Source organism: Salipiger mangrovisoli (assembly GCF_015223355.1).
Lineage (GTDB): Bacteria > Pseudomonadota > Alphaproteobacteria > Rhodobacterales > Rhodobacteraceae > Salipiger > Salipiger mangrovisoli.
Genome location: NZ_JADFFK010000043.1, coordinates 1 through 23,674, shown reverse-complemented (window position 1 = coordinate 23,674; position 23,674 = coordinate 1). Strand labels below are relative to the sequence as shown.

Here is a 23,674-nt window from a genome sequence, read left to right as displayed (position 1 = left end):
CCCCAGCAGGCCCGAAATGATCCCCGCCACCGCGCCCGCGGCGGCGATGATGGCAAACAGCGTCACGTAGTCCATGGGTGCCTTTCTCTCTTGGCGGCGCGCGGCGGCACGGGCCGCTGTCCGACCCGCGGCAGGCGCGGCGCGGGCGGGCCGCCTGCGGCACAAACGCGGCGCAGCGCGGAAGGTCAAGGCCCGGCGCGACCCGCTTCGCGCCCGAGCCGCGGCGGTTGGTGACGCGAGACCCCGTTGTGCGTTCTTGTCCCGGCAACACCGACGGCACATAAAGGCACTTGTGTGCATCGCCGTGCCGGGTGCAGCTATGCTGCAACCTCACCGGTCCCCCAAGCAGCCACGAGACCCCGCATGACGAACTCGCTGATCCAGACGCTTCTGCCCGCCACCAAGGAGATGTTCGCCGCCGAACCCGGTCTCAGGGCGCTCTACGGGTATGACCCGGCCGAGCTGGAGGGGCCCGCCGATCTTCTGGCCGCGGCGCTGGCGGCCTGCCTGCCCGAGGGCGTCGGACGGGCCTGGATCCGGGGGCTGGCCTCGGAGGTCTTCGGCCATGATACGGCGACGCTGAACACGGCGCTCGACGACCTGCTCGTCACCGCTGCCCGCGATGGCCAGCCCGGCGGCGCGTCAGCGGTGCTGCATTTCGCCAATGGCTATCACGCGCTGCTGTCCTACCGCCTTGGCCGGGCTCTGTGGCTGGCGGGTCGCGAGACCCTCGCGCTGGCGGTAAAGGGGCAGTTCACCCGCGCGCTCTCGGTCGAGATCTGGCCGCAGGCCGAGATCGGACGCGGGGTCTGGCTCGATCACGGGCTGGGTCTGGTGATCGGCCAGACCGCGGTGATCGAGGACGACGTGAGCCTCTGGCACGGCGTCACGCTGGGATCGAATTTCGTCGATATGGGCACGGGGCGCCATCCAACGCTGCGCCGGGGGGCGGTGATCGGGGCGGGGGCGCTGATCCTCGGCCCGGTGGAGATCGGCGCGGGGGCAACCGTGGCGGCCGGGGCGATCGTGACCCGCGACGTGCCCGCCGGTCACGTGGTCACCGGCCCGAGGGCCAGCGACCGCGGCGCGGGGCGCTTTGCCGGGTTCGCGCCACTGGCACAGCTCAAGGGAGAGGGCGCATGACCTCGCTCGGAATCGATCATCCGCTGGTCTGCGTCCGTGATCTGGCGCGGACGCGCGAGACCTATCTTTCGCTCGGCTTCCTGATGAAACCGCCGGGGATGCATCCCTGGGGCACCTCGACCGCGCTGGTGATCTTCAGGGATCAGCTGCTGGAGCTGGTGAGCCTTGGCGACGAGAGCCTGCTCGACGGCTACCCGGCCGGCGATTTCCGCTTCGGCCGCCATATCCAGCACTGGCTGGCCGAGCGCGAAGGTGTGCCGCTGTCTGCGCTGAACTCCAGCGACGCGGCCGCGGACGCGGCGGCGGTGGTGGCGCGCGGCGGACGCTGCGAGGGCACCATCGAGTTCGGCCGGGATGTCATCCGTGACGACGGCACCCCCGACCGGACGGCCACGACGCTGAAGATCTTTACCCGCGACGGTCTGCCCCGCCTGTCGATGTTCGCCTGCCAGCAGCACCGGCGCGATCTCATCGAGTTCCCCAACTGGATGAGCCACCCCAACGGCGCGCATGGCTTCGTCTCGGCGACGATCCTCGCGGAACCGCAGGATCAACCCGCGGTGAAGGGCTGGCTCGCGACCTTGCATGGTCCCGAGGCGGTCACCGAAACCGGCTGGGGGTTCACCGTGGCCACCGGCAAGGGCCACTGGCGTGTCGTGAGCCGCGACGCGGCCCGCGCGATCTTCGGCCCGCTGCCCGAGACGCTGGCACCCGATGGCGCGCCCTCGGTGATCTCGCTCGACCTTGCGTGCCATGCGCTGGATCGGGTCCGCCCCTATCTCGACACGGCAAATTTCGCGTATCGCGGCATCGGCGGCGCGCTTGTGCTCACTGAGGCTGCCCGGCTGGGCGGCATCTTCCTCACCTTCCAAGAGGCGCCCGAGGCGCCGTGACACGTTGCGGGGCGCCCGACGCCCCGCCAAGGAGACCCCATGTTCGACCTCGACCACATCGCCGAAGCCATCGCCTGGCGCCACGACCTGCACCGCCACCCCGAACTGGGCTTCGAGGAGCACAGAACTTCGGAGATGATCGCGGGATTGCTCACCGGCTGGGGCTGGCGGGTCCATCGCGGCCTCGCGGGAACCGGCGTGGTGGCGCAGATGGGGCAGGGCGCGCCGGTGATCGGCCTGCGCGCCGACATCGACGCGCTGCCCATCGTCGAGGCGACGGGCGTGGCTCATGCCTCGACGATCAGGGGCAAGATGCACGCCTGCGGCCATGACGGGCACACCGCCATGCTGCTGCTTGCCGCGCGGCAGATTGCGGCGGAGGGCGTCGAGCAGGGCACCGTCACGCTGATCTTCCAGCCCGCCGAGGAAAGCGAGGGCGGCGCGAGGGTCATGGTCGAGCAGGGGCTGTTCAGGCAATTCCCGGTCGACAAGGTGTTCGGCATCCACAACTGGCCGGGCCTCGCGCCGGGGCGCTTCGTGGCGCGCGACGACAAGATGATGGCGGCCTTCTCGGTCTTCGACATCGAGATCCTCGGCAAGGGCGGCCACGGTGCCATGCCCGAGCAGTCCGACGGGGTGATCGCAGCGGCGGGCCGCACCGCCGCCGCGCTGCAGGAGATCCCCGCCCGGGCGCTCTCGCCGCTGGAACCGGGCGTGGTCTCGGTCACGCAGATCCACAGCGGCTCGGCCTACAACGTCTGCCCCGACCGCGCCGTGCTGAGCGGCACCTGCCGCTGGTTCGCGCCCGAGGCCGGGGACGTCATCGAGGAGCGCGTCCGCCGCGTGGCCACCGCCGAGGCCGCGGCGCAGGGCTGCATCGCCAACATCGACTACCAGCGCCGCTACCCCGCGACGATCAACACCGCCCCCGAGGCCGCACTGGCCCGCGACGTAGCGGCGGAGATGGGGCTCGATACCGCGATGACCGGCCCGAGCATGGCCTCCGAGGATTTCGCCTTCATGCTGAACGAGGTGCCGGGCGCCTACCTCTGGCTCGGGGCGGCGCGCGAGGGCGAGAACCCCGGCCTGCACTCGGCGAAGTTCGACTTCAACGACGCGGTGCTGCCCGCCGGGGCGGAATTCTGGGTGCGCCTCGCCCGGCGCGCGACGCAGGGCTGATGGACGCGCTCGACAGCCGCTTCCTGCGCGAGTTCCTTGCGGTCGCGCAGGAGGGCTCGATCCGCCGCGCGGCGGAGCGGCTGAACGTGGTGCCCTCGGCGATCTCGCGCAAGATCGCCGAGGCCGAGGCGCGGCTTGGGGTGACGCTCTTCGAGCGCAGCTCCAAGGGCGTGACGGTGACCGAGGCCGGCGAGCTCTTGCGCGAGCACGCGCTGCACCTGCAGGACGAGCAGACCTTTCTTCTGGACCAGATCGGCCGCTATCGTGACGGGCGCAGCCAGACCGTGCGCATCGCGCTCGGCGAGGGGTTCACCGCCGACCTGATGGAGAACGGCCTTTCCGAGCTGAGCCGCCTGCAACCCGAGCTGCGCTTTGCCATCGACCACGCGGGAACGGGCGAGTTGCAGCGCCGGGTGATCGAGGGCGAGGCCGACATCGGAATCGCCTACAATCCGCTGGTCACCGAGGCGACCCGCTCGTTGGCCGTCGGGCGCCAGCCGCTCTGCGCCGTGGTGCCTGCAAATTCAGCATTGGCGGGTCGGCAGAGCGTCGGGCTGGCCGAGGTGCTGGAACATCCCGTCGCCATGCTCGATGCCCGCCATGCCATCCGTCACCTCGTCGGGCAGGTCGCGGCGGATCATGGGCTGGCGCTGCGGGTGCACGTCGAGACGGCGTCGATCGCGCTGTTGATCCGCTACGTGAGCGCCGGCATGGGGGTGACATTCCTGCCGCGATTTTCCGCGTCGATTCAGGCGGATCGCGGCGATCTGGCGGTGATCGAGCTGGACGAGCCGGCGCTGCACCGGGTCAGCACGCACCTCATGGTGCGCGCCCGCCGCCGCCTGCCGAAGTCGGTGGAACTGGTCGCCAGCTTCCTGTCGGACCGCATGGTGGCCTTCCGCGCGTGACCCTGTGCGTTGCTCCTGAGGCAACGCGATGTGCGCAATGTGGCCTCTATCTGTGAACACCGATCCTCCGGTTAGCTGTCCGAAATGCCGGCCGCACGTGGCTGGCGACGCACAGAGACAGGAGATCACATGGCAGGACATACAGGCAAACGGGCCGGGGTGATCGGACTTGGGGCGATGGGCTTCGGCATGGCGTCGAGCCTTGTCCGTGCCGGGTTCGAGGTGGCGGGCTACGATCCGGCCCCCGCGGCGCAGGACCGCGCCCGCGAGGCGGGCATCGCGCCGAAGGCCAGCCCCGAGGAGGTCGTCGCCGCGGCAGAGGTGATCGTGCTCTCGCTGCCGACGGCGGCGCATGTCGAAGGCGTTATCGCTGCGGCGCAGGGCGCGGGGCTGTTCGATGCGGGCGTCGCGGCCAAGGTGATCATCGACACCTCCACCTCCGAGGCCGAGGTCAGCCGCAAGCTCGCGGCGAAGCTTGCCGAAGAGGGTCACGGCTTCCTCGACGCACCGGTCAGCGGCGGCCCCTCGGGCGCTGCATCGGGCCAGCTCTCGGTGATGCTCGGCGGCGACGAGAAATGGGTCGGCGCGGCGATGCCCGCGCTCGAGGCGATGGCGGCAAAGATCCTCCACGTCGGCCCCAGCGGCGCGGGCAATGTCGCCAAGCTGGTCAACAACATGCTGGTCGCCAGCCACATGGTCACCACGCTCGAGGCGCTGCGGCTCGCGGAAGCGGCGGGCGTCGGCGCGGAAGACGCGCTGCGGGTGATCAACTCGGCGACCGGGCGCAGCGCTATCTCGGAGATCCATTTCCCCAACTGGGTTCTGCCGCGCAGCTTCAACTCGGGCTTCAGCACCGGGCTGATGCGCAAGGACGTGCGGTTGGCCCGTGAACTGGCACAGAGCGTCGGTTGCGCCATGCCGGTCGCCGATCTGGTGGCGGACCTCTGGGCCGAGGAGACCTCGGGGCTCAAGGACGCCGACGATTTCATGCATATGGGCGATCCCGCGGTGGACCGCCTGAGCCAGAAGGAAAAGATGTGATGGCCAAGGACATGGTTGATACCGCCGCCCGCGTGGCCGAGCTGCTGAAGGCGCTGACCGGCTCCGCTGAGGTGCAGTCTTATGTCGGCGGCGCACTGGTGCCGGGCACCGGCCACGCGCTGGAATTGACCGATCCGGCAACGGGCGAGGTGTTTGCCCGCTACAAGGACGCGGGTGCTGAGGTCGTCGCACAGGCCGCCGACGCCGCGACCCGCGCGCAGAAGGAATGGTTCGCCAAGACCGCCTCGGAGCGCGGCCGCATCATGTTCGAGATCGGCCGCCAGCTGCGCGCCAATGCCGCCGCGCTGTCCGAGCTCGAGGCGCTCTCCTCGGGCCGTCCGATCCGCGACACCACCGGCGAGCCGGCGCGCATGGCCGAGATGTTCGAGTATTACGCCGGCTGGTGCGACAAGATCACCGGCGACGTCATCCCGGTGCCCTCGACCCACCTCAACTACACCCGGCACGAGCCGCTTGGCGTGGTCAGCCAGATCACCCCGTGGAACGCGCCGCTCTTCACCTGCTGCTGGCAGGTCGCCCCGGCGATCTGCGCGGGCAACGGCGTGATGATCAAGCCCTCGGAGCTGACGCCGCTGTCGTCCGTCGTGGTCGGCGTCCTGTGCGAGAAGGCGGGCGCGCCGAAAGGCCTCGTCAACGTCATCGCGGGCGACGGGCCGGGCTCGGGCCAGGCGATGATCGAGAACGCTGCGACGGCGCTGGTGGTCTTTGTGGGGTCGGCCGAGGCGGGCTCCAAGATCGCCGGTGCCGCGGCCAAGCGGCTGGTGCCCTCGGTGCTGGAGCTCGGCGGCAAATCGGCCAACATCGTCTTCGGCGACGCCGACCTCGACCGCGCCGTCATCGGCGCGCAGGCGGCGATCTTCGCCTCCTGCGGGCAGAGCTGCGTGGCGGGCTCGCGCCTGCTGGTGCACCGTTCGGTTCACGCGCAAATGGTTGAAAAGCTGAGTGTTGCGGCTGGCAATATCCCGGTCGGCGCGCCGATGGACCCGGCGACGCAGATCGGGCCGGTGAACAACGCGCGGCAATGGTCGAAGATCGACGCCATGGTGCGCGAGGCCGTGAGCCAGGGCGCAGAGATCACCAGCGGCGGTGCCAAACCCGCGGCGCTGGCGGCAAGCGGCGGGTACTTCTTCGCCCCGACCGTGGTGGATCAGGTCACCCCGCAGATGACCATCGCCAACGAGGAAGTCTTCGGCCCCGTCGTCTCGGTGCTGCCCTTCGACACCGAGGAAGAGGCGATCGCGCTGGCCAATGCCACGCCCTACGGGCTGGCGGGCGCGGTCTGGACGCAGGACGTCGGCCGGGCGCATCGCATGGCGGCGCAGGTTCGGGCCGGCACCTTCTGGGTCAACAGCTACAAGACGATCAACGTCATGTCGCCCTTCGGCGGCTTCGGGCGCTCGGGCTATGGCCGCTCGTCCGGTCGCGAGGCGCTGGCCGCCTACACCCAGACGAAATCGGTCTGGGTCGAGACCGCCGCGAACCCCGCGCAGGGCTTCGGCTACGCGCCGGGCTGAGACTTCCCCTGGGTCAGCGTGTCGCTGACCTTTCCCTGCCGCCGCGGACCGGGTAGCTGCCCGGTCCCGGCCAATGCGCCACCCTGAATGGGGGCGTCAACAGAGAGGTTCCTCATGCCAATAAAAGATATCCTTCTCGACTGGCGGCTGCATCTCAGCGTGCTGGTCATCACCGTGATCGCCGAGATGATCGGCGTCATCGCGATCCCGATCGGCATCGGCTCGATCCTGCTGCTGCCGCTGCTCTACGCCTTCGTCATGGGGTTGCTGGTCAACCCGAACGTGATCTCCGGCGCCCGTGCGCTGATCCGTGACCGCGAGGTGCATGCCGCCTCGCCGCTGATCGTCATCGCGATCATGCCGTTCATCGCCAAGTTCGGCACGATCATCGGCCCGTCGATGGAGAAGATCATCGCCGCCGGTCCGGCGCTCATCCTGCAGGAGTTGGGCAACCTCGGCACCATCGTGCTGGCCTTCCCGGTCGCCGTTCTGGTGCTGCGCATGGGCCGCGAGTCCATCGGGGCCTGCTTCTCTGTGGCGCGCGAGCCCAACATCGCGATCATCGCCGACAAGTACGGCCTCAAGAGCCAGGAAGGCGCAGGCGTCATGGGCGTCTATGTCATCGGCACGCTCTTCGGCACCTTCATCTTTGCCATCCTCGCCTCGATCCTTGCCACCACCGGGGCCTTTTCGATCGAGGCGCTGGCCATGGCCTGCGGCATCGGCTCGGGCAGCATGATGGCGGCCTGCTCAGGCGCGCTGGTGCACGCGGTGCCGGACATGGAAGAGCAGATCCTCGCGCTCGCCGGCGCGTCGAACGTGCTGACCTATGCGACCGGTCTCTACCTCTGCGTCTTCGTGGCGCTGCCGCTGACCGAGAAACTCTACGACCTGCTGGGCCGCAAAGAGCCCTCGAAAGCCGGAGCCTGAGCCATGAGCGACATCCGTACTGACGACATCGATCTGACCGAAGAGCCCAAGCTCGGCCTTGGCGCCCATGCCGCGGCGCTGGCGGTGGTCTGCGTGATCGCCCTTGTTGGCAACACCGTGGCGACCGAGAACACCGTGCCGCAGGGGCTGGTGGGGCTGATCATCCTGTGGGTGATGTGCATGGTCGGCATGGTGCTGACCAAGGTGGTGCCCTTCAGGCTGCCCTCGGTGGCCTGGATCTCGGCTGTCGGCATCCTTGCGACCCTGCCCTGGACGCCGGGCAGCGCCTGGATCCTCGACAAGGTCAGCCACGTCAACTTCCTGACGCTGGCCACGCCCTGCCTTGCCTACGCGGGCATTGCGATTGCCAAGCGCGAGATCGAGATCGCCAAGACCTCGGGCTGGAAGATCGCGGTGGTCGCGGTGCTGGTGATGACCGGCACCTATGTCGGCTCGGCCATCGTGGCGCAGGCGTTCCTCTGACCGCAGTCTGATCCCCCACCCACGGGCCGCACTCCCCGGCCTTTGGGACCTGCCCCTCACCGGCGACGGTGAGGGGCTTTTTCTTTCGGGGATGTTCTTTTGCGCCCGGCCGTGCTGCCGGACGGTTCGGCTCAGGGCCGCAGCATGATCTTGCCGCTGCGCGCCGGGGTCTGCGCCGCCGTCATCGCCTCGGTGATCTGCTCGAGGTCGAAGATGCCGCCCACGTCGAGCACCAGCTTGCCCTGCGCGGCCAGGGTCACCAGTTCGGTCAGCAGGCGCACCTGCGTGGCACCGTCCATCTCGCCGAACACGCGCGAGGCCCAGAATCCGCGCACCGCCAGGTGCTTGGTGATCATCTCGCCGCTTGGCAGCTGCAGCGGCGCGCCGGTGGCGGTGCCGAAGACCACGTATTCGCCGTCGCGGCCCAGCAGGGCTGCCAGTGCCAGACCCATCTCGGCACCGACGGAGTCGATGGCCGAAACCGCGCCCTGCGCGCCGATCAGCGCCTTGGCGGCGTCGAGCCATCCCTCATCAGAGGTGCACAGAACATGTTCGGCACCAAGCGCCTTCAGCTCGTCCGCCGCCTCGGCCCGGCGCACGAGGTTGAGCAGCTTGATGCCGCGCGCCTTGGCAAGGCTCACCATGATCTTGCCGACCGCGCCATTGGCGGCGGTCTGCACCAGCCATTCACCTTCGCCGACCTTCAGCGAGTCCAGCAGGGCGATGGCGCTGAACGGCATGGCGATGAGCTGCGCCGCATCCTCGTCCTTGATGCTCTCGGGCAGCGGCACGAGGGTCGCGGCCTTGGCGATGAAGAACTCGGCCCAGCTGCCGTGCACGCCGCCGACCGAGATGCGCTGGCCGAGCAGCGCGCTGTCGACGCCCTCGCCGACGGCAGCCACCATGCCGACCGCCTCGGAGCCGCCGATCTCGCCGGGCAGCTCGGGGACGTAACCGTACTGGCCACGGATGGTCCAGAGATCGTGGTTGTGGATCGGCGACAGGATGGTCTTGATCAGCACCTCGCCCGCGCCGGGCTTGGGGGCGGGCATCTCGCCGAAGAGCATCACCTCGGCCGGATCGCCGAAAACGTCATGATATGCAGCGCGCATGGTGGGGGTCCTTCGTTTCTGGAAAAGGGAATCAGGAGGGATTGCGGAAGAGGCGGCGCGTGGTGTCGGCGCGCGCCTGCCTCAGAGGTGTATCGGTCTGGGACAGCTTCGACAGGATGGCCGCTCCGAGCCATTGGGCATAGAGGCTCGCGGCGGTGGCTTCGGGCTCGGGCTGGACAAGGATCGAGCCGTCTTCGGCTCCCTCGGACAGAAGCGCCGCGACGCGGGCGATCAGGTCGCCGACCCCCTCGTCCAGCACCCGGCGCATGTCCTCCGAGAGGTCGGCGATCTCGGCCGCAAGCTTGACCACGAGGCAGCGGCTGGCGATGCCGTCGCTGGCCGCTTCACCGAGCCAGCCATCCCAGTAGGCAGCCAGCCGCGCACCGGCGCTGGCCGGGGTTTCTGCCAGGGCGTCGAATCCTGCGAGGTATTCGGCCACATAGTCCTCGAGCAGGGCGCAGCCAAAGGCCTCCTTGGAGGAGAAGTAGTAATAGAACGATCCCTTGGGGACGCCGCTTTCCTTGAGGATCTGCGACAGGCCGACGCCAGTGAAGCCGCCCCGCAGGACAAGCTCGCGCCCGGTGGACAGGATCTTCTGGCGGGTGGCTTCGGATTTGCTTTGCTCGGTCATGAAACGCTAGATAGTCAAAATAGACCGGTCGTCTAGTTTCGAGTCCCCGTGACGTCGCGACACATGCCGAGGCGGACAGCGCGGCAGCGGCGTGCTAGGCTGGCCCACCAACCGTTAGGGAAGGACCGGCAGATGATCGAGCTATTGCCGCCGTACCGGCTTGCCACGCGGGAAGACGCGCAGGAGCTTGCCGAGCTTGTGAATTTCGCCGGAGAGGGGCTGCCGCTGCACCTCTGGCACGGTCTCGCAACGGCGGGTGAGGACCCTTGGGAAATCGGCCGCCAGCGCCAGGCCGACAAGGCCGACGAGGGGCAGGTGATCGTCGTGGACTTCGGCGCGGGAGCCATCGCCGGGCTGACCGGCTATCCGATCGATGCCGTACCGGAGCCGGTCCCGGACGACATGCCGGAGATTTTCCGCCCGCTCCAGGAGCTGGAAAACCTGGCGCCGGCAAGCTGGTACGTGAATGTGCTCGCCTGTTACCCCGAGCATCGCGGCATGGGGCTTGGCTCGGGGCTTCTCACGCTGGCCGAGGCTCTCGCCGAGGCCGAGGGGCTGGGGCGGATGAGCATCATCGTCGCTGGCGACAACGAGGGCGCGCGCAGGCTTTACGAGCGGCAGGGCTACGCCGAGGCGGCGCGCCGGCCCTGCGTGCATGGCGACTGGGACAGCGATCTCGAGGATTGGGTGCTGCTGGTGAAGGAGCTCTAGGGCTCAGTCGAGCGTGGCGGCAAAGCCTGCGAGGAAACCGCGCAGCTGCTCGCGCACCGTGTCGTCGGTCAAGGTGCCATCTGCGTCAAAGGCCTGACCCGCCCGCGAGACCATGAGTTTGGCCCCGAACCAGGGCTGCGCACCGAGCGCGCGCAGGACCGGTAGCCAGTGGCTCTGCGACAGGATCGTGCCGAAGCCGCCCGGCGAGGCCCCGATGATCGCGACGGGTTTTCCCTTGAACAGCTTGCCGCCTTCGCCGCGCGACATCCAGTCGATGGCGTTCTTGAACACGCCGGGAATACCATTGTTGTACTCCGGCGTGACCAGCAGCAGGGCGTCGGCCTCGGCGAGCTGCGCCTGCAGCGTCTTGACCGCCACCGGCAGCCCCTCGGCAGCCTCGACGTCGGCATTGAACAGCGGCACCTCTTGAATGGAGCCGGGCAGCACCGGGCAGCCCTCTGGCGCGACCTGCATCGCGGCGCGCAGCAGACCGGCGTTGAAGGAGGCGGCCCGCAGGCTGCCGCTGAGGCCGAGAATACGGGGCATGGGTCTTTCCTTCCGCTGGGTCGAGGCGCAGCATGACCGCTGTAACGCCATCCGGCAAGATCTTGTGTGCGCGCGGAAAACCTCGGTACGCCGTTCAGTCGAACTTGCGCGAGGGAGCAAGCACCTTGGCCTCGCCGACCAGCACCGGCTTGCCGTCGACCGAGCATTTGCAGTCCAGCATCACCCGCCGCTTGGAAAAGTCGATCTCGGTGACGGTGACCTCGGCCAACACCGTGTCACCGGGGCGCACGGGGGCGATGAACTTCAGCGTCTGGCCAAGGTAGACCGTGCCGTGGCCGGGAAGCTGCTCGCCAATCACCGCCGAGATCAGCCCGGCGGTGAGCATTCCATGGGCGATCCGCCCCTCGAAAATGGTGTCTTGCGCGTAGGAGTCGTCGAGATGAACGGGGTTATGGTCGGTCGAGACCTCGGCGAAGAGGGCGATGTCGCGGTCGGTCACCTGCTTGCGCAGATGCCGCGACATGCCCATCTCGATGTCCTCGATGCAGATCGTCCCGCGGGGCAGGTTGTCGAGCATCTTCTCCTCCATGATCTGCGGTCCGGTAATAAACACACGGCGACATGGTGTCGCTAGGTAATTTTATTACTTCGCGACCGCAGAAAATCAAGCGGAGAATTTGTGTCTTTCAGCGCAGGAAGCCGATCGAGTAGGTCGGTTCCATCTGTTGCTCTGCAAGGTAGCGTTCCAGCGCCTCGGCCTCGGGCTGCTCGGCGGTCGCCGTCTCCTTCGCGGCAAGCCCGCCGGTGATGAACAGCGAGTCGAGGTCTTCGCCCACCGCGCCGAGGATGTCGGTGCGGATGCCGTCACCGATGCAGAGGATGGCGCTGTCGGGCACCATGCGGTCAATCTCGGCCAGGCGGCGGCGCGCCAGATCATAGACCGGCGGATGCGGCTTGCCGAAGTAGAGGCTCTCGCCGCCCATTTCCGTGTAGAGCTGCGCCACGGCCCCGGCGCACCATTCGCGGGTCTCGCCGCGGTCCACGACAATGTCCGGGTTGGCGCAGAGCAGCTTCATGCCCTTTTGCTTTGCGTAGAGCAGCTGCGGGCGCAGTTCCGAGGGGTCGGCATGCGGATCGAACGGGCCGCAGCAGACGATGCCCTCGGCCTCTTCCAGCGCCACGCGCTCGATCGGCAGCGGGTTCTCAAGCAGCTTGATCGGCTCGAAGAAGGGCGCGTCGAAGGGGGTGCCCATGAAGAACACCTTTTGCCCCACTTCGCCGCGGAACATGGCAACGCGGGCACTGTCGCCGGAGGTGGCGATATTGTCCCAGGCATCCTCGGGCACGCCGAAGACCTCGAGTTGCTTGACCACCTCGTGGCGCGAGCGCGGCGCATTGGTCAGCAGCACGACGGTACCGCCCTGGGCGCGGAAGGCCCGCAACGCCTCGATGGCGGCGGGGAAGGCCGTCACGCCGTCATGCACGCAGCCCCAGAGGTCGACGAAAGCCGCCTCGTAATTCTGCGAGATCTCGGAAAGCGACTGGATGATACGGGTCATGGGAAGCCTTTTGGCCTGAAGTGAGAGGGTTGCGCCCTTGATAGGGCAGCGCGGGCGGTGAGGCCAGAGCCGGCTGCTCAGAGGTGCGGCGTGACGGTGTAGCCGAAGCTTGCGCGGTCTCCCGGCGCGAGGCAGAGCGCTCCCGGACGATCGGCCAGCTGCGAGGTGCCCCCGGCCGGCGCGTGCATCCCGTGCCAGGGCTCGACGCAGAGGTAGGGCGCGCCGGGCTTCTGCCAAAGCGCGAGAAACGGCAGGTTGTCGAAGGTGAAATCGAGCCTCGGGCCATTCTCGACCCCATAGGCGAGCGCAGCGCCCGCGCCGTCGGGGAAGATCATCGCATCCTGCTCGAACTGGGCGTGGGCAAGGCGGAGCCGTCCGCCTGTGAAGGGCGAGGGCAGGCGGGTGGCGGGCAGGCGGCCGCCCTCGAGCCGGGCAAGCGCGGGTTCCGACCCATCGGCGAGCGTCACGCCATGCGGCTGCCCCTCGCCGCCCGGCAGCGGCCAGGCAAAGGCGGGATGAAAGCCGAGGCAGAAGGGAAGAGGTGTGTCGCCGGTGTTGTGCACCTCGGCTGTGACCTCGAGCCTGCCGCCCTCAAGCGCGTGGGTGATGGCCAGCGCAAAGCCGAAGGGAAACTGCGTGCGGCTCGCCGCGCTGTCGGTCAGCACGTGCCGGCAGGAGCCGGCATCCAGCGCGTCGAGCAGGAAGGCGCTGCGCCGGGCAAATCCGTGCTGGCCCATCTCGGCCTCGAATTCACCGATGCGGATCCGCCCCTCGGGCGCCGGTCCGACGATGGGGAAAAGGATTGGCGCGCGGCCCGACCACCAGGCGGGATCGCCCTGCCAGAGCAGCTCTTGCCCGGACTTGGTGAAGCTCTGCATCTCGGCGCCGAGCGTGGCGACGGTCAGGGTGAGGTCGTCCTGGGCGAGGGTGACGGGATCGGTCATGGAGGGGCTCCGGGCAGGAAGGTTGGGAGAAGAAGGGCAAGAAAAAGGGCACCCACGAGGGGTGCCCTTCGGTGTCTTGCGCGGCGCGATCGCTCAGACCTTGAGATTGGGGATGATCTGCTTCTTGCGCGACATGATGCCGGGCAGCACCACCAGGTCGCCCTCGACCGTCGCGCCGAAGCTCTTCTCGGCCACGGTCTTCACCAGATCGTTCGGCACGAGCAGCGTCGCCTCTTCCTTCAGGATGTCGACGACGAACAGCAGCACCTCGTCGACGCCATCCTCGGCAGCGACGGTCTTGAAGCTTTCCATCAGGCTGTCCTTGCGGCCGAGCGGAATCTCGGGCGCGGTGGTTTCCAGCACAGAGACGCGGAACTTGGTGCCGCCGACCTCGTATTCCTTGCTGTCCATGCGGATCAGTTCGGCGTCCGAGAATTCGGAGACGTCCGACTTGGCGGCGAACATCATCGCGGCGAGCTCGGGGATCTCGACGCCGAGATCGGCGGCCAGCGTCTCGGCGACGGCGCGGTCATGCGGGGTGGTGGTCGGCGAGCGGAATTCCAGCGTGTCGGACAGGATGCAGGTCAGCGCCGCGCCCTTGATCGCTTCGGGCATCTTGACGAAGTCCCTGCCCATCAGGTCGACCATGATCGTCGCGGTGCAGGCCAGCGGGCGCACGGTGATGTCGATCGGCCCCTTGGTTTCCAGTCCGCCGACCAGCTTGTGATGGTCGATGATCGCGCGGATGTCGGCACCGTTGATCCCCGCGGGCAGCTCGGCCGGGTTGTTGGTATCGACGATGACCACGGGGGCATCGGCGTCGACCTCGGTGATGATCTCGGGCTTTTCGAGACCCCAATGCTCCAGCATGAAGGCGGCTTCGGTGTTCGGCTCGCCGAGCAGCACGGGCTTGGCCGCCTCACCCTTCACCTCGTTCAGGTACCAGGCCCAGATGATCGGGCTACCGGTGGAGTCGGTGTCGGGGGACTTGTGGCCAAAAACCAGGGTGGTCATGCGGAAAAACTCCTTGGGTTCAGGGGGCATGCAGCGCGGTGCATGGCGGCTTTCGCGGCGTTTTATAGGCAGGCGGGAGAGGGTTGTCACGCGGCCAAATGCTGCAGCCGCACCGCAGTGAGCGCAAACTCGGCAAACCCGCGGAACCCTGCCTGCCTGGCCGCGTTGAGTGCCCCATAAGGAGGAAAGACAATGAGCTTCTTGACCAGCCCGCGCCGGATCGACGCCGCAATGGACGTGCCGCCGGACCCGCGCCAGCCGATGACCCCTGAACAGGAGCAGCAGCTCCGCGATCTGTCCGAACGCGCCGGAGAGACCTTCGACGCCGAGCTGACGCTCTGGCAGGCGGAACGCCGTATTGCCGCACTCGCCGACCTGGCCGGAACCACGCCGCCGGGCGCGTGAACGCCGGAAACGGGCGGCTCGTCGCCGGTTCCAAACAGAGCCGTGATGCGCCGCCCGGGTGTTTTTCGTTTACCGGCTCTGCAAATCCTGATACCCGGCCCCCAAGCCCGTTCGGGCAGATTGTTCAACGTTGAACCATCTTCGTTGGGAGGCCTACGACATGACCGATACCGCTCAGGAGAGCCTGCGCCAGGCAGCGCTTTTCTACCACGAGAACCCCAAGCCCGGTAAGCTCGAGATCCGTGCGACCAAGCCCTTGGCGAACGGCCGCGATCTTTCTCGCGCCTATTCCCCCGGCGTTGCCGAGGCCTGCCTGGAGATCAAGGCCGACCCCGCCAACGCCGCGCGCTACACCTCGCGCGGCAACCTCGTCGCGGTGGTCTCGAACGGCACCGCGGTGCTTGGCCTTGGAAATATCGGCCCGCTGGCCTCGAAGCCGGTGATGGAAGGCAAGGCCGTCCTCTTCAAGAAATTCGCCAATATCGACTGCTTCGACCTCGAGCTCAACGAGCCCGATCCCGAGAAGCTGGCCGAGATCGTCTGCGCGCTCGAGCCGACCTTCGGCGCGATCAACCTCGAGGACATCAAGGCCCCCGACTGCTTCATCGTCGAGAAGATCTGCCGCGAGCGGATGAACATCCCCGTCTTCCATGACGACCAGCACGGCACCGCCATTGTGGTGGGCGCGGCGGCGACCAACGCCCTGCACGTGGCCGGCAAGTCCTTCGGCGACATCAAGATCGTCTCGACCGGCGGCGGCGCGGCGGGCATCGCCTGCCTGAACATGCTGGTCAAGCTCGGGGTGAAGCGCGAGAACATCTGGCTCTGCGACATCCACGGGCTGGTCTACGAGGGTCGCGCCGAGGACATGAACCCGCAGAAGGCCGCCTTTGCGCAGGCCTCTGACAAGCGCACGCTCGACGAGGTGATCGACGGTGCGGACCTCTTCCTCGGCCTCTCCGGCCCCGGCGTGCTGAAGCCCGAGCAAGTGGCGAAGATGGCGGCGCGCCCGATCATCTTCGCGCTCGCCAACCCGACGCCCGAGATCATGCCCGACCTCGCGCGGAGCGTGGCGCCGGACGCGATCATCGCCACCGGCCGCAGCGACTTCCCGAACCAGGTCAACAACGTCCTGTGCTTCCCCTTCATCTTCCGCGGCGCACTCGACGTCGGCGCGACCGAGATCAACGACGCGATGCAGCTGGCCTGCGTCGAGGGGATCGCGGCGCTGGCCCGTGCCACCACCTCGGCCGAGGCCGCTGCCGCCTACCACGGCGAGCAGCTGACCTTTGGCGCGGACTACCTGATCCCCAAGCCCTTCGATCCGCGGCTTTCGGCCGTTGTGTCCTCTGCCGTGGCCAAGGCCGCGATGGAAACCGGCGTGGCGCAGCGACCGCTGGCTGATCTCAAGGCCTACAAGGACAAGCTGAACGCCAGCGTCTTCAAGTCGGCGTTGCTGATGCGCCCGGTGTTCGAGGCCGCCGCGACCGCCGCACGCAAGATCGTCTTCGCCGAGGGCGAGGATGAGCGCGTGCTGCGCGCCGCGCAGGCCATCCTCGAAGAGACCACCGAGACGCCGATCCTGATCGGCCGTCCCGAGGTGCTGGAGATGCGCTGCGAACGGCTCGGCCTGACCGTGCGTCCCGGCCGTGACTTCCATGTGGTCAACCCAGAGAACGACCCGCGCTACCGTGACTACTGGGAAACCTACCACGGGATCATGGCGCGCCGCGGCGTGACGCCCGATCTGGCGCGCGCGGTGATGCGCACCAACACCACGGCCATCGGCGCGGTCATGGTGCAGCGCGGCGAGGCCGACGCGCTGATCTGCGGCACCTTCGGCGAGTATCGCTGGCACCTGAACTACGTCACGCAAGTGCTTGGCAGCGAACGGCTGCAACCGCATGGCGCGCTGTCGATGATGATCCTCGAGGACGGGCCGCTGTTCGTCTCGGACACGCAGATCTGGATCGAGCCGACGCCCGAGCAGATCGCCCTGACCGCGATCGGTGCGGCGCGGCACGTCCGGCGCTTCGGCCTCGAGCCCAAGGTCGCGCTCTGCTCGCGCTCGCAGTTCGGCAATCAGGCCGACGGCTCCGGCCCGCGCATCCGCAAGGCGCTGGAGATCCTCGACAGCGCGCCGCGCGACTTCGTCTACGAGGGCGAGATGCATGTCGACAGCGCGCTCGACCCCGAGCTGCGCGCGCGCCTGCTGCCGAATGGCCGGATGGAGGGCGCGGCGAACGTGCTGGTCTTCGCCGAAGCCGACGCGGCCTCGGGCGTGCGCAACATCCTCAAGGTGAAGGCGGGTGGCCTTGAAGTCGGGCCGATCCTGATGGGAATGGGCAACCGCGCCCATATCGTGACGCCGTCGATCACCGCGCGTGGGCTGCTCAACATGGCCGCCGTGGCCGGCACTCCGGTCGCCCACTACGGCTGAGGCACTTCGGCGGCGGCGGGGGAGTGGGCCCCGCCGCCGCGTCAGCCCGGCAAGGCCTCCCGGGCGAGGAGGCGTGTCTCGAAGCCGCGGAGAACCGGGGCAGCGGCTGGCACGCTGCCGATCTCGTCTCCCAACTCTTGCGCGATCTCGAACTCGCCGAAGGCGGCCCGCGAAAGGCCCATCTGCGCGACCTGTCCAAGGTGCAGGCTCTCGGCCGGAAGGCCGTTGGCCAGCAGCACCGCGTGGCGGTCGCACAGGATGTGATGATAGGTGACGTCGATGACCGATCTGTCGATGCGCACGCCCGCGCCGTCGGCCAGTTGCACGACCGGAGCAAGGCAGTAGCTCTCGCCGAAGTAGAGCTCGTTCAGCGCGGACCGGACCAGCACGCGATGCTGCTGCGACAGCCAGGTCGTGCGATAGGGATGGCCGCGCCCGAAGGCATCGGCGGCAATGCGGACCGGATGCCACTTGGCGAAGGCGCGGCGCGCCGGAATGCGCAGGTGAATTCGCCCGATCCAGCGGATATCCAGCCGGTTTCCGTCAATATCCATGACCTTTTCTCCGGCGTGCAGGCTTTCGATCGGTCGGCAGCCCGTTGGGGTGCGAATTTCGGTGCCATGCGCAAAGCAGATCGGGGTTATGACGCTGTAGGGTGTGGCGTCGATATTGACCACCAGGAAGATGTTGCCAGCGAGGTTCGGCTCACCCGCAGGATAGTGGAAATAGATCTGCCCCGCGGCCTCGAACACCACCACGTCGACCGGGGTGCCCAACTGCACCCCGAGCACGCCGAGATCGACGCCCGGCGTCACGGTGCCGCTGCCGATATAGGTTACCGAGTCTCCGTTGAAGGTTGTCGCTCCGTCGTCCGCCGAGCCGAGAATTCCGTCCCCGTCCACGAGTGTTCCGGTCGTCGGAGTGCCGAAACTCGAGATAAGCAGGTTCTGTTCCGATCCCAGAAGCGTGGCCGCTCCGACAGATCCATTATACGGGGTAACCTGAATGTCTTCTGTCGCCATGGCCGTGCTCGATCCTTATTGTTATTTGTGTTTTTGGGCAAAACTTCTCTGTTCGAGCAATTGCCTATTGGGCAAAAGCTCGGCGGGTGGGCATTTGCTTATTTGGAAAGTGAGCCTCCTTTATTTGCAATAAATTTGCCCGCTTATTCATAATTAGTAAATACATTTTAAGATTGGAACACGGACTGTTCTCGGAGTGTGATCAATCTGAGATTGCATTTGGCCTGAAACGCCAGTCTCGGTGCCGCTTTAATGCGCGACGAGAATCAGCGGGTCTTTGCAAAAAAGCCGCAGTTTTGCAGAAGAATTTGCAGTCTCCATGAGTTTGCAAAGTTTCCGAGAGAAGGTTTCGCAAAAATCAGCAAACTTCTGCGTCCTTCTGTCCCTGTGCGCGGTAACAGGCTTGATCGGAGGAGTTTTCGGGCCGTATCAAATTGCGCACCGCCGTGGAGACGGGCGCTAGGAGGAGGCACCATGGGCTACAAGGACATCTACGACAGCTGGGCGTCTGACCCCGAAGACTTCTGGATGAAGGCCGCCGCGGCGATCGATTGGGACAGGCCCCCGTCCAAGGCGCTTTTCGACCGCGGCGCGGGCATGTTCGAATGGTTCGCCGACGGGATGACCAACACCTGCTGGAACGCCGTGGACCGCCACGTCGAGAACGGCCGGGGAGAGCAGGTGGCAATCATCTGGGACAGCCCGATCACCCACACCAAGCGCGAGATCACCTACGTCGAGCTGCGCAACCGGGTCGCCACTCTGGCCGGTGCGCTGCGCGCCAAGGGCGTGGAGAAGGGTGACCGCGTCATCATCTACATGCCGATGATCCCCGAGGCGCTCGAGGCGATGCTCGCCTGCGCCCGGCTCGGCGCGATCCATTCCGTGGTCTTCGGCGGCTTTGCCGCGCATGAGCTGGCGGTGCGCATCGACGACGCCAAGCCCAAGTGCATCATCGCCGCCTCCTGCGGGCTCGAGCCGAACCGTGTGGTGCACTACAAGCCGCTGCTCGACGGTGCCGTGGAACAGGCCACCCACAAGCCCGACTTCTGCGTGATCTTCCAGCGCGAGCAGGAGGTGGCGACGCTGATCCCCGGCCGAGACGTCAACTGGCACGGCTTCCAATACGGCGTCGAGCCCGCCGAATGCGTGCCGGTCGAGGGCAACCACCCGGCCTATATCCTCTACACCTCGGGCACCACCGGCCAGCCCAAGGGCGTGGTGCGCCACACCGGCGGGCATCTGGTGGCGCTGAACTGGACGATGAAGAACATCTACAACGTCGAGCCCGGCGACCGCTTCTGGGCGGCCTCGGACGTTGGCTGGGTCGTCGGCCACAGCTACATCTGCTACGCGCCGCTGATCCACGGCAACACCACCATCGTCTTCGAGGGCAAGCCGGTCGGCACCCCCGACGCGGGGACCTTCTGGCGGGTGATCTCCGAGCACAAGGTGAAGAGCTTCTTCACCGCGCCCACCGCCTTCCGGGCGGTAAAGCGCGAGGACCCCAAGGGCGAGCTTGTCAGCAAATACGACCTCGGCTGCCTGAACGCGGTCTATCTGGCCGGCGAGCGCGCCGACCCGGACACGATCCAATGGGCGCAGAAACAGCTGGGCGTGCCGGTGATCGACCACTGGTGGCAGACCGAAACCGGCTTTGCCATCGCCGCCAATCCGCTGGGGATCGAGGAACTGCCGGTCAAGCTGGGCAGCCCCTCGGTGCCGATGCCCGGCTACGACGTGCGCATCCTCGACGAAGGAGGTCACGAGGTGAAGGACGGCGAGCTGGGCGCGATCGCCATCAAGCTGCCGCTGCCGCCGGGCACGCTGCCGACGCTGTGGAATGCCGAGGACCGCTTCAAGTCCGCCTATCTCGCGCATTTCCCCGGCTACTACGAGACCGGCGACGCGGGGATGAGGGACGAGGATGGCTATCTCTACATCATGTCCCGCACCGATGACGTGATCAACGTGGCGGGCCACCGGCTCTCGACGGGGGCGATGGAAGAGGTGCTGTCGAACCACCCCGACGTCGCCGAATGCGCGGTGATCGGCGTCAGCGACCCGCTCAAGGGGCAGCTGCCGATGGGCTTCCTCTGCCTCAACGCCGGCTGCGACCGGCCGCATGACGAGGTGGTCAAGGAGGCGGTTAAGCTGGTGCGCGACCAGATCGGCCCGGTGGCCGCCTTCAAGCTCTGCACCGTGGTTGACCGGCTGCCGAAGACCCGCTCGGGCAAGATCCTGCGCGCCACCATGGTCAAGATCGCCGACGGCGCCGCGTATAAGACCCCCGCCACCATCGACGATCCCGCCATCCTCGGCGAGATCCGCGAGGCGGTCACGCCGCTGGGATACGCCAAGGAGCCGGCCTGACCGGGCAGCCCTTTCGGCGTCGCGCGTCCTGTCTTGGGAGGGGCAGGGCGCGCCTTTCGGCTCAAGGGCCGCTGCATACACGGGAGTTTGACTGCGCGTCCGGGCGAACATGCTAGGCTGTGCCGCGAGCGCAGAGGAGATCTCCGATGACCGATCAGACCCGCATGACCGCCAGCGACTTCAGCCCGGAACTTCTGGAACTCTACGATTTCTACGCCCACGGCATGATCACCAAGCGCGAGTTCCTCGACCGCGCCGGCAAGTTCGCCCTTGGCGGGCTGACGGCCGCGGCGATCCTGTCGATGTTGAGCCCGAACTACGCGCTGGCCGAGCAGGTCAGCTTCAACGATCCCGACATTCATGCCGAATGGATCACCTACGCCTCGCCCAATGGCCACGGCGAGATGCGCGCCTACCTCGTGCGCCCGACGGCCCACGAGACCGCGCCGGGTGTGGTCGTGGTGCACGAGAACCGCGGCCTCAACCCCTACATCCAGGACGTGGCGCGGAGGCTCGCCAAGGCCGGGTTCATCGCGCTGGCTCCGGACGGGCTCACCCCGCTCGGCGGCTATCCCGGCAATGACGAGCAGGGCCGGGCGCTGCAACAGCAGGTTGATGGCGAGAAGCTGATGAACGACTTCTTCGCCGCGGTGGAGTTCCTGATGGCGCACGAGCGGGTCAGCGGCAAGGTCGGCATCACCGGCTTCTGCTACGGCGGCGGCGTCGCCAACGCCGCGGCGGTGGCCTATCCCGAGCTGGGCGCCGCGGTGCCCTTCTACGGCCGCCAGCCCGACGCCGGGGATGTGCCAAAGATCACGGCACCGATCCTGCTCCATTACGGCGGGCTCGACGAGCGCGTCAACGCGGGCTGGCCGACCTATGAGCGGGCGCTGCAAGAAAATGGAAAGGTCTACGAGGCCCATATCTACGAGGGCGCGAACCACGGCTTCCACAACGACTCGACCCCGCGCTACGATGCCGAGGCGGCCGAACTTGCCTGGTCACGCACGCTGGACTGGTTTCACAGGTACCTGAGCTGACGGAGGCCCGAGCATGCCGAACCCGGAAACCGCCGAGCCGCAAGCGCCGGAACAGTATTCCCGCGCGCAGAAGCGGCTGCATTGGGCGATCGTGGTGCTGATCGCGGTGCAATACCTGGCCTTCGATCACATGGGTCGCGCGTTCCGCGCGGTGTTGCAGGGTACCGAAGGCGCCTATGACACCACCTCGGTGGCGCATCTTTCCATCGGTGTGGCGGTTCTCGTGCTGATGCTCTGGCGGCTGGTCCTGCGCCTGCGGCGCGGCACGCCGCCGCTGCCGGAGGCAGAGCCGGACTGGGCCCGGAAGCTCTCCGGCGTGGTCCACTGGCTGTTCTACGGGTTGCTGATCGGCCTGCCGCTGATCGGTCTGCTGGCCTGGTTCGGCAAACTCGGGGTGGCTGGCGAGGCGCATGAGATTGCAACGACCATTCTGCTTTGGGTCATCGGTCTGCACCTTGCCGGGGTCGCGGTGCACCAGCTCTGGTGGCGCAGCGGGCTGCTGCGCCGGATGACCTGAACGCGGCTCACTCGGTGTTCGGCAGCAGCACCGCGACAGCGAGTTCCGCCTCGCCGCTGCCCCCCTGCGCCTTGCGGTATTCGGCAGGGCTGATGCCGCGCTCGGTCTTCAGCGTGCGCGACAGATGCGGCCCGTCGCAAAAGCCGCAGGCCAGCGCGATCTCTGTCACCGAGGCGTCTGTGGTGCGCAGGCGGATCAGCGCCCGCTCGAGACGCAGTTCGAGATAGGCCTTCAGCGGGGTCTGGCGCAGGTCCGACAGGAAGCGCCGCTCGAGCGTGCGGCGGCCCACGCCGAGTTCGCGGGCGATCTCGTCGATGGGCTTCGGCATCTCGATATGCTGCTGCATGCGCAGCACGGCGCGTTTCACCAGCTCGTCGCGGGCGCGGCGGGTCAGCGCCTGTCCGGGCTGGGCCTTCTCGCCGCTCATCGCCTCGTCGATCATCATGATATTGAGGCTTTTGATCGCCGCGGACTGGCCGATGTGGCGCTGCACGAGAAAGGCCGCGAGATGCGCCGCCCCATGCCCACCCGAGCAGGTCAGCCGGTCGCGGTCGACCACAAAGATCTGGTCCGACACCGGCGTCTCGGCCTCGAAACGGTCGACGAAATCCTGATGGTGGAACCAGCTCACGCAGCAGCGGTAGCCCTTCAACAGCCCCAGGTCCTGGAGGATGAACACGCCGGTGCAGAGCCCGACCAGCGGCACGCCCGCCGCCGCCTCGCGCCGCAGAAAGGCGAGTTCGGCGGGACTCAGCGCCACCTCGTCGCTCATCAGCCCGCCAACCACCACGAGGTAGTCATATCTCCCTGCGTTGCGCAGCCGCGTGTCGGGCTGCACGCGCACGCCGCAGCTGGAGCGTACCGGGCTAAGCGTGTCCGAGAGCACGGTCCACTCGCAGAGGATCGGGCGCGACATGTCGGCGTCGTCCGCGGCAAGGCGGAGGACGTCGACGAAATTGGCAAAGGCGGAGAGCGTGAAGCGGCCGGCGAGGAGGAAGGCAACACGCAGGCGTTTCTGGGCAGAGGGCAGGGGCATGGCGTCATTCTTCATGCTGTGGCGCAATGCTACATGAGCACGCCGTTGCGCGGCGGGGCAAGCAGGAGGCCTTCAAAAAACCGACACATGACGCACCAGTTCATTTCTGCTGGCGCAATTCTTCACCTCTGGCGGCCGTGGATCGGGTAGCAGGGTACTAGACCTTGTCACCACAGCCGGGGCCCGCCAATGACGCGCTTCAACGCCTTTTCCCTCCTCAAGAACGCCGTCACCGGTCACAAGAACTGGAC

Annotated in this window: 24 protein-coding genes; 14 read left to right on the top strand and 10 right to left on the bottom strand. The window is 67.4% G+C overall.

The genetic code is table 11. The annotated features are described in order from the left end of the window. Positions 1-189: hypothetical protein (locus IQ782_RS30080; protein WP_240989644.1), on the bottom strand; the 189-nt coding region annotated here is incomplete at its 3' end. A 174-nt stretch (positions 190-363) separates the two neighbouring features. Between IQ782_RS30080 and IQ782_RS30250 the strand changes: the two genes are divergently transcribed. From IQ782_RS30250 to IQ782_RS27915, 8 genes are all read left to right on the top strand, one after another. Then, complete coding sequence (locus tag IQ782_RS30250; RefSeq protein ID WP_277347912.1) at positions 364-1,143, top strand: serine O-acetyltransferase; 780 nt, start codon at positions 364-366, stop codon at positions 1,141-1,143. Continuing rightward, positions 1,140-2,036, top strand: coding sequence for a VOC family protein (locus IQ782_RS27945; RefSeq protein ID WP_194137959.1), 897 nt, complete (start codon positions 1,140-1,142; stop codon positions 2,034-2,036). Before IQ782_RS30250 ends, IQ782_RS27945 begins: the two co-directional genes overlap by 4 nt. A 39-nt stretch (positions 2,037-2,075) precedes the next feature. After that, on the top strand, positions 2,076-3,215 hold the full coding sequence (locus tag IQ782_RS27940; RefSeq protein WP_194137958.1) for an amidohydrolase: 1,140 nt from the start codon (positions 2,076-2,078) through the stop codon (positions 3,213-3,215). After that, on the top strand, positions 3,215-4,123 hold the full coding sequence (locus IQ782_RS27935; RefSeq protein ID WP_194137957.1) for a LysR family transcriptional regulator: 909 nt from the start codon (positions 3,215-3,217) through the stop codon (positions 4,121-4,123). The genes IQ782_RS27940 and IQ782_RS27935 overlap by 1 nt, the downstream gene beginning before the upstream one ends. A gap of 84 nt (positions 4,124-4,207) precedes the next feature. Continuing rightward, a complete protein-coding gene (locus IQ782_RS27930) occupies positions 4,208-5,164 on the top strand; it encodes an NAD(P)-dependent oxidoreductase (protein ID WP_194137956.1) in 957 nt (318 codons plus the stop codon). Further along, entirely contained in the window at positions 5,164-6,699 is a 1,536-nt protein-coding gene (locus IQ782_RS27925) for an aldehyde dehydrogenase family protein (protein WP_194137955.1), read from the top strand. Before IQ782_RS27930 ends, IQ782_RS27925 begins: the two co-directional genes overlap by 1 nt. A gap of 114 nt (positions 6,700-6,813) precedes the next feature. Next, positions 6,814-7,629 (top strand): DUF3100 domain-containing protein, encoded by an 816-nt coding sequence (locus IQ782_RS27920; RefSeq protein ID WP_194137954.1) that lies wholly within the window; start codon positions 6,814-6,816, stop codon positions 7,627-7,629. A 3-nt stretch (positions 7,630-7,632) separates the two neighbouring features. Further along, entirely contained in the window at positions 7,633-8,112 is a 480-nt protein-coding gene (locus tag IQ782_RS27915) for a hypothetical protein (RefSeq protein WP_194137953.1), read from the top strand. A gap of 131 nt (positions 8,113-8,243) precedes the next feature. Here the strand turns inward: IQ782_RS27915 and IQ782_RS27910 are convergent, their stop codons facing one another. Together IQ782_RS27910 and IQ782_RS27905 are read right to left on the bottom strand one after the other, a co-directional pair. Beyond that, positions 8,244-9,224 carry a zinc-binding dehydrogenase gene (locus IQ782_RS27910; RefSeq protein ID WP_194137952.1) on the bottom strand — a complete coding sequence of 327 codons (981 nt, stop codon included), beginning with the start codon at positions 9,222-9,224 and terminating at the stop codon, positions 8,244-8,246. A gap of 31 nt (positions 9,225-9,255) precedes the next feature. Beyond that, the gene (locus IQ782_RS27905) at positions 9,256-9,855 is read right to left on the bottom strand and encodes a TetR/AcrR family transcriptional regulator (RefSeq protein ID WP_194137951.1); all 600 of its coding nucleotides are present in this window, start codon (positions 9,853-9,855) and stop codon (positions 9,256-9,258) included. A 132-nt stretch (positions 9,856-9,987) separates the two neighbouring features. On the opposite strand from IQ782_RS27905, the gene IQ782_RS27900 reads away from it, so the two are divergent. Then, on the top strand, positions 9,988-10,566 hold the full coding sequence (locus IQ782_RS27900) for a GNAT family N-acetyltransferase (protein WP_194137950.1): 579 nt from the start codon (positions 9,988-9,990) through the stop codon (positions 10,564-10,566). A 3-nt stretch (positions 10,567-10,569) separates the two neighbouring features. On the opposite strand, the gene IQ782_RS27895 is transcribed toward IQ782_RS27900, so the two are convergent. The 5 genes from IQ782_RS27895 to IQ782_RS27875 all read right to left on the bottom strand — a co-directional run bounded on the left by IQ782_RS27895 (position 10,570) and on the right by IQ782_RS27875 (position 14,590). Next, positions 10,570-11,112, bottom strand: coding sequence for an NADPH-dependent FMN reductase (locus tag IQ782_RS27895; protein ID WP_194137949.1), 543 nt, complete (start codon positions 11,110-11,112; stop codon positions 10,570-10,572). A gap of 94 nt (positions 11,113-11,206) precedes the next feature. After that, entirely contained in the window at positions 11,207-11,650 is a 444-nt protein-coding gene (locus IQ782_RS27890) for a MaoC family dehydratase (protein ID WP_194137960.1), read from the bottom strand. Between the two features lie 109 nt (positions 11,651-11,759). After that, positions 11,760-12,632, bottom strand: a complete 873-nt coding sequence (locus IQ782_RS27885; RefSeq protein ID WP_194137948.1) for a TIGR01459 family HAD-type hydrolase — start codon at positions 12,630-12,632, stop codon at positions 11,760-11,762. Positions 12,633-12,709: 77 nt separating this feature from the next. Then, entirely contained in the window at positions 12,710-13,576 is an 867-nt protein-coding gene (locus IQ782_RS27880) for an aldose 1-epimerase family protein (protein ID WP_194137947.1), read from the bottom strand. Positions 13,577-13,669: 93 nt separating this feature from the next. Continuing rightward, a complete protein-coding gene (locus IQ782_RS27875) occupies positions 13,670-14,590 on the bottom strand; it encodes a manganese-dependent inorganic pyrophosphatase (protein ID WP_194137946.1) in 921 nt (306 codons plus the stop codon). A 192-nt stretch (positions 14,591-14,782) separates the two neighbouring features. Between IQ782_RS27875 and IQ782_RS27870 the strand changes: the two genes are divergently transcribed. Both IQ782_RS27870 and IQ782_RS27865 read left to right on the top strand, forming a co-directional pair. Continuing rightward, positions 14,783-14,995 (top strand): DUF3072 domain-containing protein, encoded by a 213-nt coding sequence (locus tag IQ782_RS27870; RefSeq protein ID WP_194137945.1) that lies wholly within the window; start codon positions 14,783-14,785, stop codon positions 14,993-14,995. A gap of 160 nt (positions 14,996-15,155) precedes the next feature. Then, positions 15,156-17,435: an NADP-dependent malic enzyme gene (locus IQ782_RS27865; RefSeq protein ID WP_194137944.1), complete on the top strand. Its 2,280-nt coding sequence runs from the start codon at positions 15,156-15,158 to the stop codon at positions 17,433-17,435. A gap of 41 nt (positions 17,436-17,476) precedes the next feature. On the opposite strand, the gene IQ782_RS27860 is transcribed toward IQ782_RS27865, so the two are convergent. Continuing rightward, positions 17,477-18,337, bottom strand: coding sequence for a Hint domain-containing protein (locus tag IQ782_RS27860; protein WP_194137943.1), 861 nt, complete (start codon positions 18,335-18,337; stop codon positions 17,477-17,479). Positions 18,338-18,931: 594 nt separating this feature from the next. On the opposite strand from IQ782_RS27860, the gene prpE reads away from it, so the two are divergent. From prpE to IQ782_RS27845, 3 genes are all read left to right on the top strand, one after another. Further along, complete coding sequence (gene prpE / locus IQ782_RS27855; protein ID WP_194137942.1) at positions 18,932-20,830, top strand: propionate-CoA ligase PrpE; 1,899 nt, start codon at positions 18,932-18,934, stop codon at positions 20,828-20,830. Between the two features lie 146 nt (positions 20,831-20,976). Further along, positions 20,977-21,870, top strand: coding sequence for a YghX family hydrolase (gene yghX / locus IQ782_RS27850; protein ID WP_194137941.1), 894 nt, complete (start codon positions 20,977-20,979; stop codon positions 21,868-21,870). A 13-nt stretch (positions 21,871-21,883) separates the two neighbouring features. After that, entirely contained in the window at positions 21,884-22,387 is a 504-nt protein-coding gene (locus tag IQ782_RS27845; protein ID WP_194137940.1) for a cytochrome b, read from the top strand. A 7-nt stretch (positions 22,388-22,394) separates the two neighbouring features. Here IQ782_RS27845 and IQ782_RS27840 read toward each other — a convergent pair whose 3' ends face one another. Next, positions 22,395-23,423, bottom strand: a complete 1,029-nt coding sequence (locus tag IQ782_RS27840; RefSeq protein ID WP_194137939.1) for a GlxA family transcriptional regulator — start codon at positions 23,421-23,423, stop codon at positions 22,395-22,397. Positions 23,424-23,674 lie beyond the last annotated feature (251 nt).

Coding starts and splice junctions, on each gene's coding strand:
- IQ782_RS30250 (WP_277347912.1), top strand. CDS start 364: ATGACGAACTCGCTGATCCAGACGCTTCTGCCCGCCACCAAGGAGATG.
- IQ782_RS27875 (WP_194137946.1), bottom strand. CDS start 14,590: ATGACCACCCTGGTTTTTGGCCACAAGTCCCCCGACACCGACTCCACC.
- IQ782_RS27915 (WP_194137953.1), top strand. CDS start 7,633: ATGAGCGACATCCGTACTGACGACATCGATCTGACCGAAGAGCCCAAG.
- IQ782_RS27870 (WP_194137945.1), top strand. CDS start 14,783: ATGAGCTTCTTGACCAGCCCGCGCCGGATCGACGCCGCAATGGACGTG.
- IQ782_RS27935 (WP_194137957.1), top strand. CDS start 3,215: ATGGACGCGCTCGACAGCCGCTTCCTGCGCGAGTTCCTTGCGGTCGCG.
- IQ782_RS27925 (WP_194137955.1), top strand. CDS start 5,164: ATGGCCAAGGACATGGTTGATACCGCCGCCCGCGTGGCCGAGCTGCTG.
- IQ782_RS27910 (WP_194137952.1), bottom strand. CDS start 9,224: ATGCGCGCTGCATATCATGACGTTTTCGGCGATCCGGCCGAGGTGATG.
- IQ782_RS27880 (WP_194137947.1), bottom strand. CDS start 13,576: ATGACCGATCCCGTCACCCTCGCCCAGGACGACCTCACCCTGACCGTC.
- IQ782_RS27865 (WP_194137944.1), top strand. CDS start 15,156: ATGACCGATACCGCTCAGGAGAGCCTGCGCCAGGCAGCGCTTTTCTAC.
- IQ782_RS27940 (WP_194137958.1), top strand. CDS start 2,076: ATGTTCGACCTCGACCACATCGCCGAAGCCATCGCCTGGCGCCACGAC.
- IQ782_RS27900 (WP_194137950.1), top strand. CDS start 9,988: ATGATCGAGCTATTGCCGCCGTACCGGCTTGCCACGCGGGAAGACGCG.
- IQ782_RS27845 (WP_194137940.1), top strand. CDS start 21,884: ATGCCGAACCCGGAAACCGCCGAGCCGCAAGCGCCGGAACAGTATTCC.
- IQ782_RS27895 (WP_194137949.1), bottom strand. CDS start 11,112: ATGCCCCGTATTCTCGGCCTCAGCGGCAGCCTGCGGGCCGCCTCCTTC.
- prpE (WP_194137942.1), top strand. CDS start 18,932: ATGGGCTACAAGGACATCTACGACAGCTGGGCGTCTGACCCCGAAGAC.
- IQ782_RS27920 (WP_194137954.1), top strand. CDS start 6,814: ATGCCAATAAAAGATATCCTTCTCGACTGGCGGCTGCATCTCAGCGTG.
- IQ782_RS27905 (WP_194137951.1), bottom strand. CDS start 9,855: ATGACCGAGCAAAGCAAATCCGAAGCCACCCGCCAGAAGATCCTGTCC.
- IQ782_RS27930 (WP_194137956.1), top strand. CDS start 4,208: ATGCCGGCCGCACGTGGCTGGCGACGCACAGAGACAGGAGATCACATG.
- IQ782_RS27945 (WP_194137959.1), top strand. CDS start 1,140: ATGACCTCGCTCGGAATCGATCATCCGCTGGTCTGCGTCCGTGATCTG.
- yghX (WP_194137941.1), top strand. CDS start 20,977: ATGACCGATCAGACCCGCATGACCGCCAGCGACTTCAGCCCGGAACTT.
- IQ782_RS27885 (WP_194137948.1), bottom strand. CDS start 12,632: ATGACCCGTATCATCCAGTCGCTTTCCGAGATCTCGCAGAATTACGAG.
- IQ782_RS27840 (WP_194137939.1), bottom strand. CDS start 23,423: ATGCCCCTGCCCTCTGCCCAGAAACGCCTGCGTGTTGCCTTCCTCCTC.
- IQ782_RS27890 (WP_194137960.1), bottom strand. CDS start 11,650: ATGCTCGACAACCTGCCCCGCGGGACGATCTGCATCGAGGACATCGAG.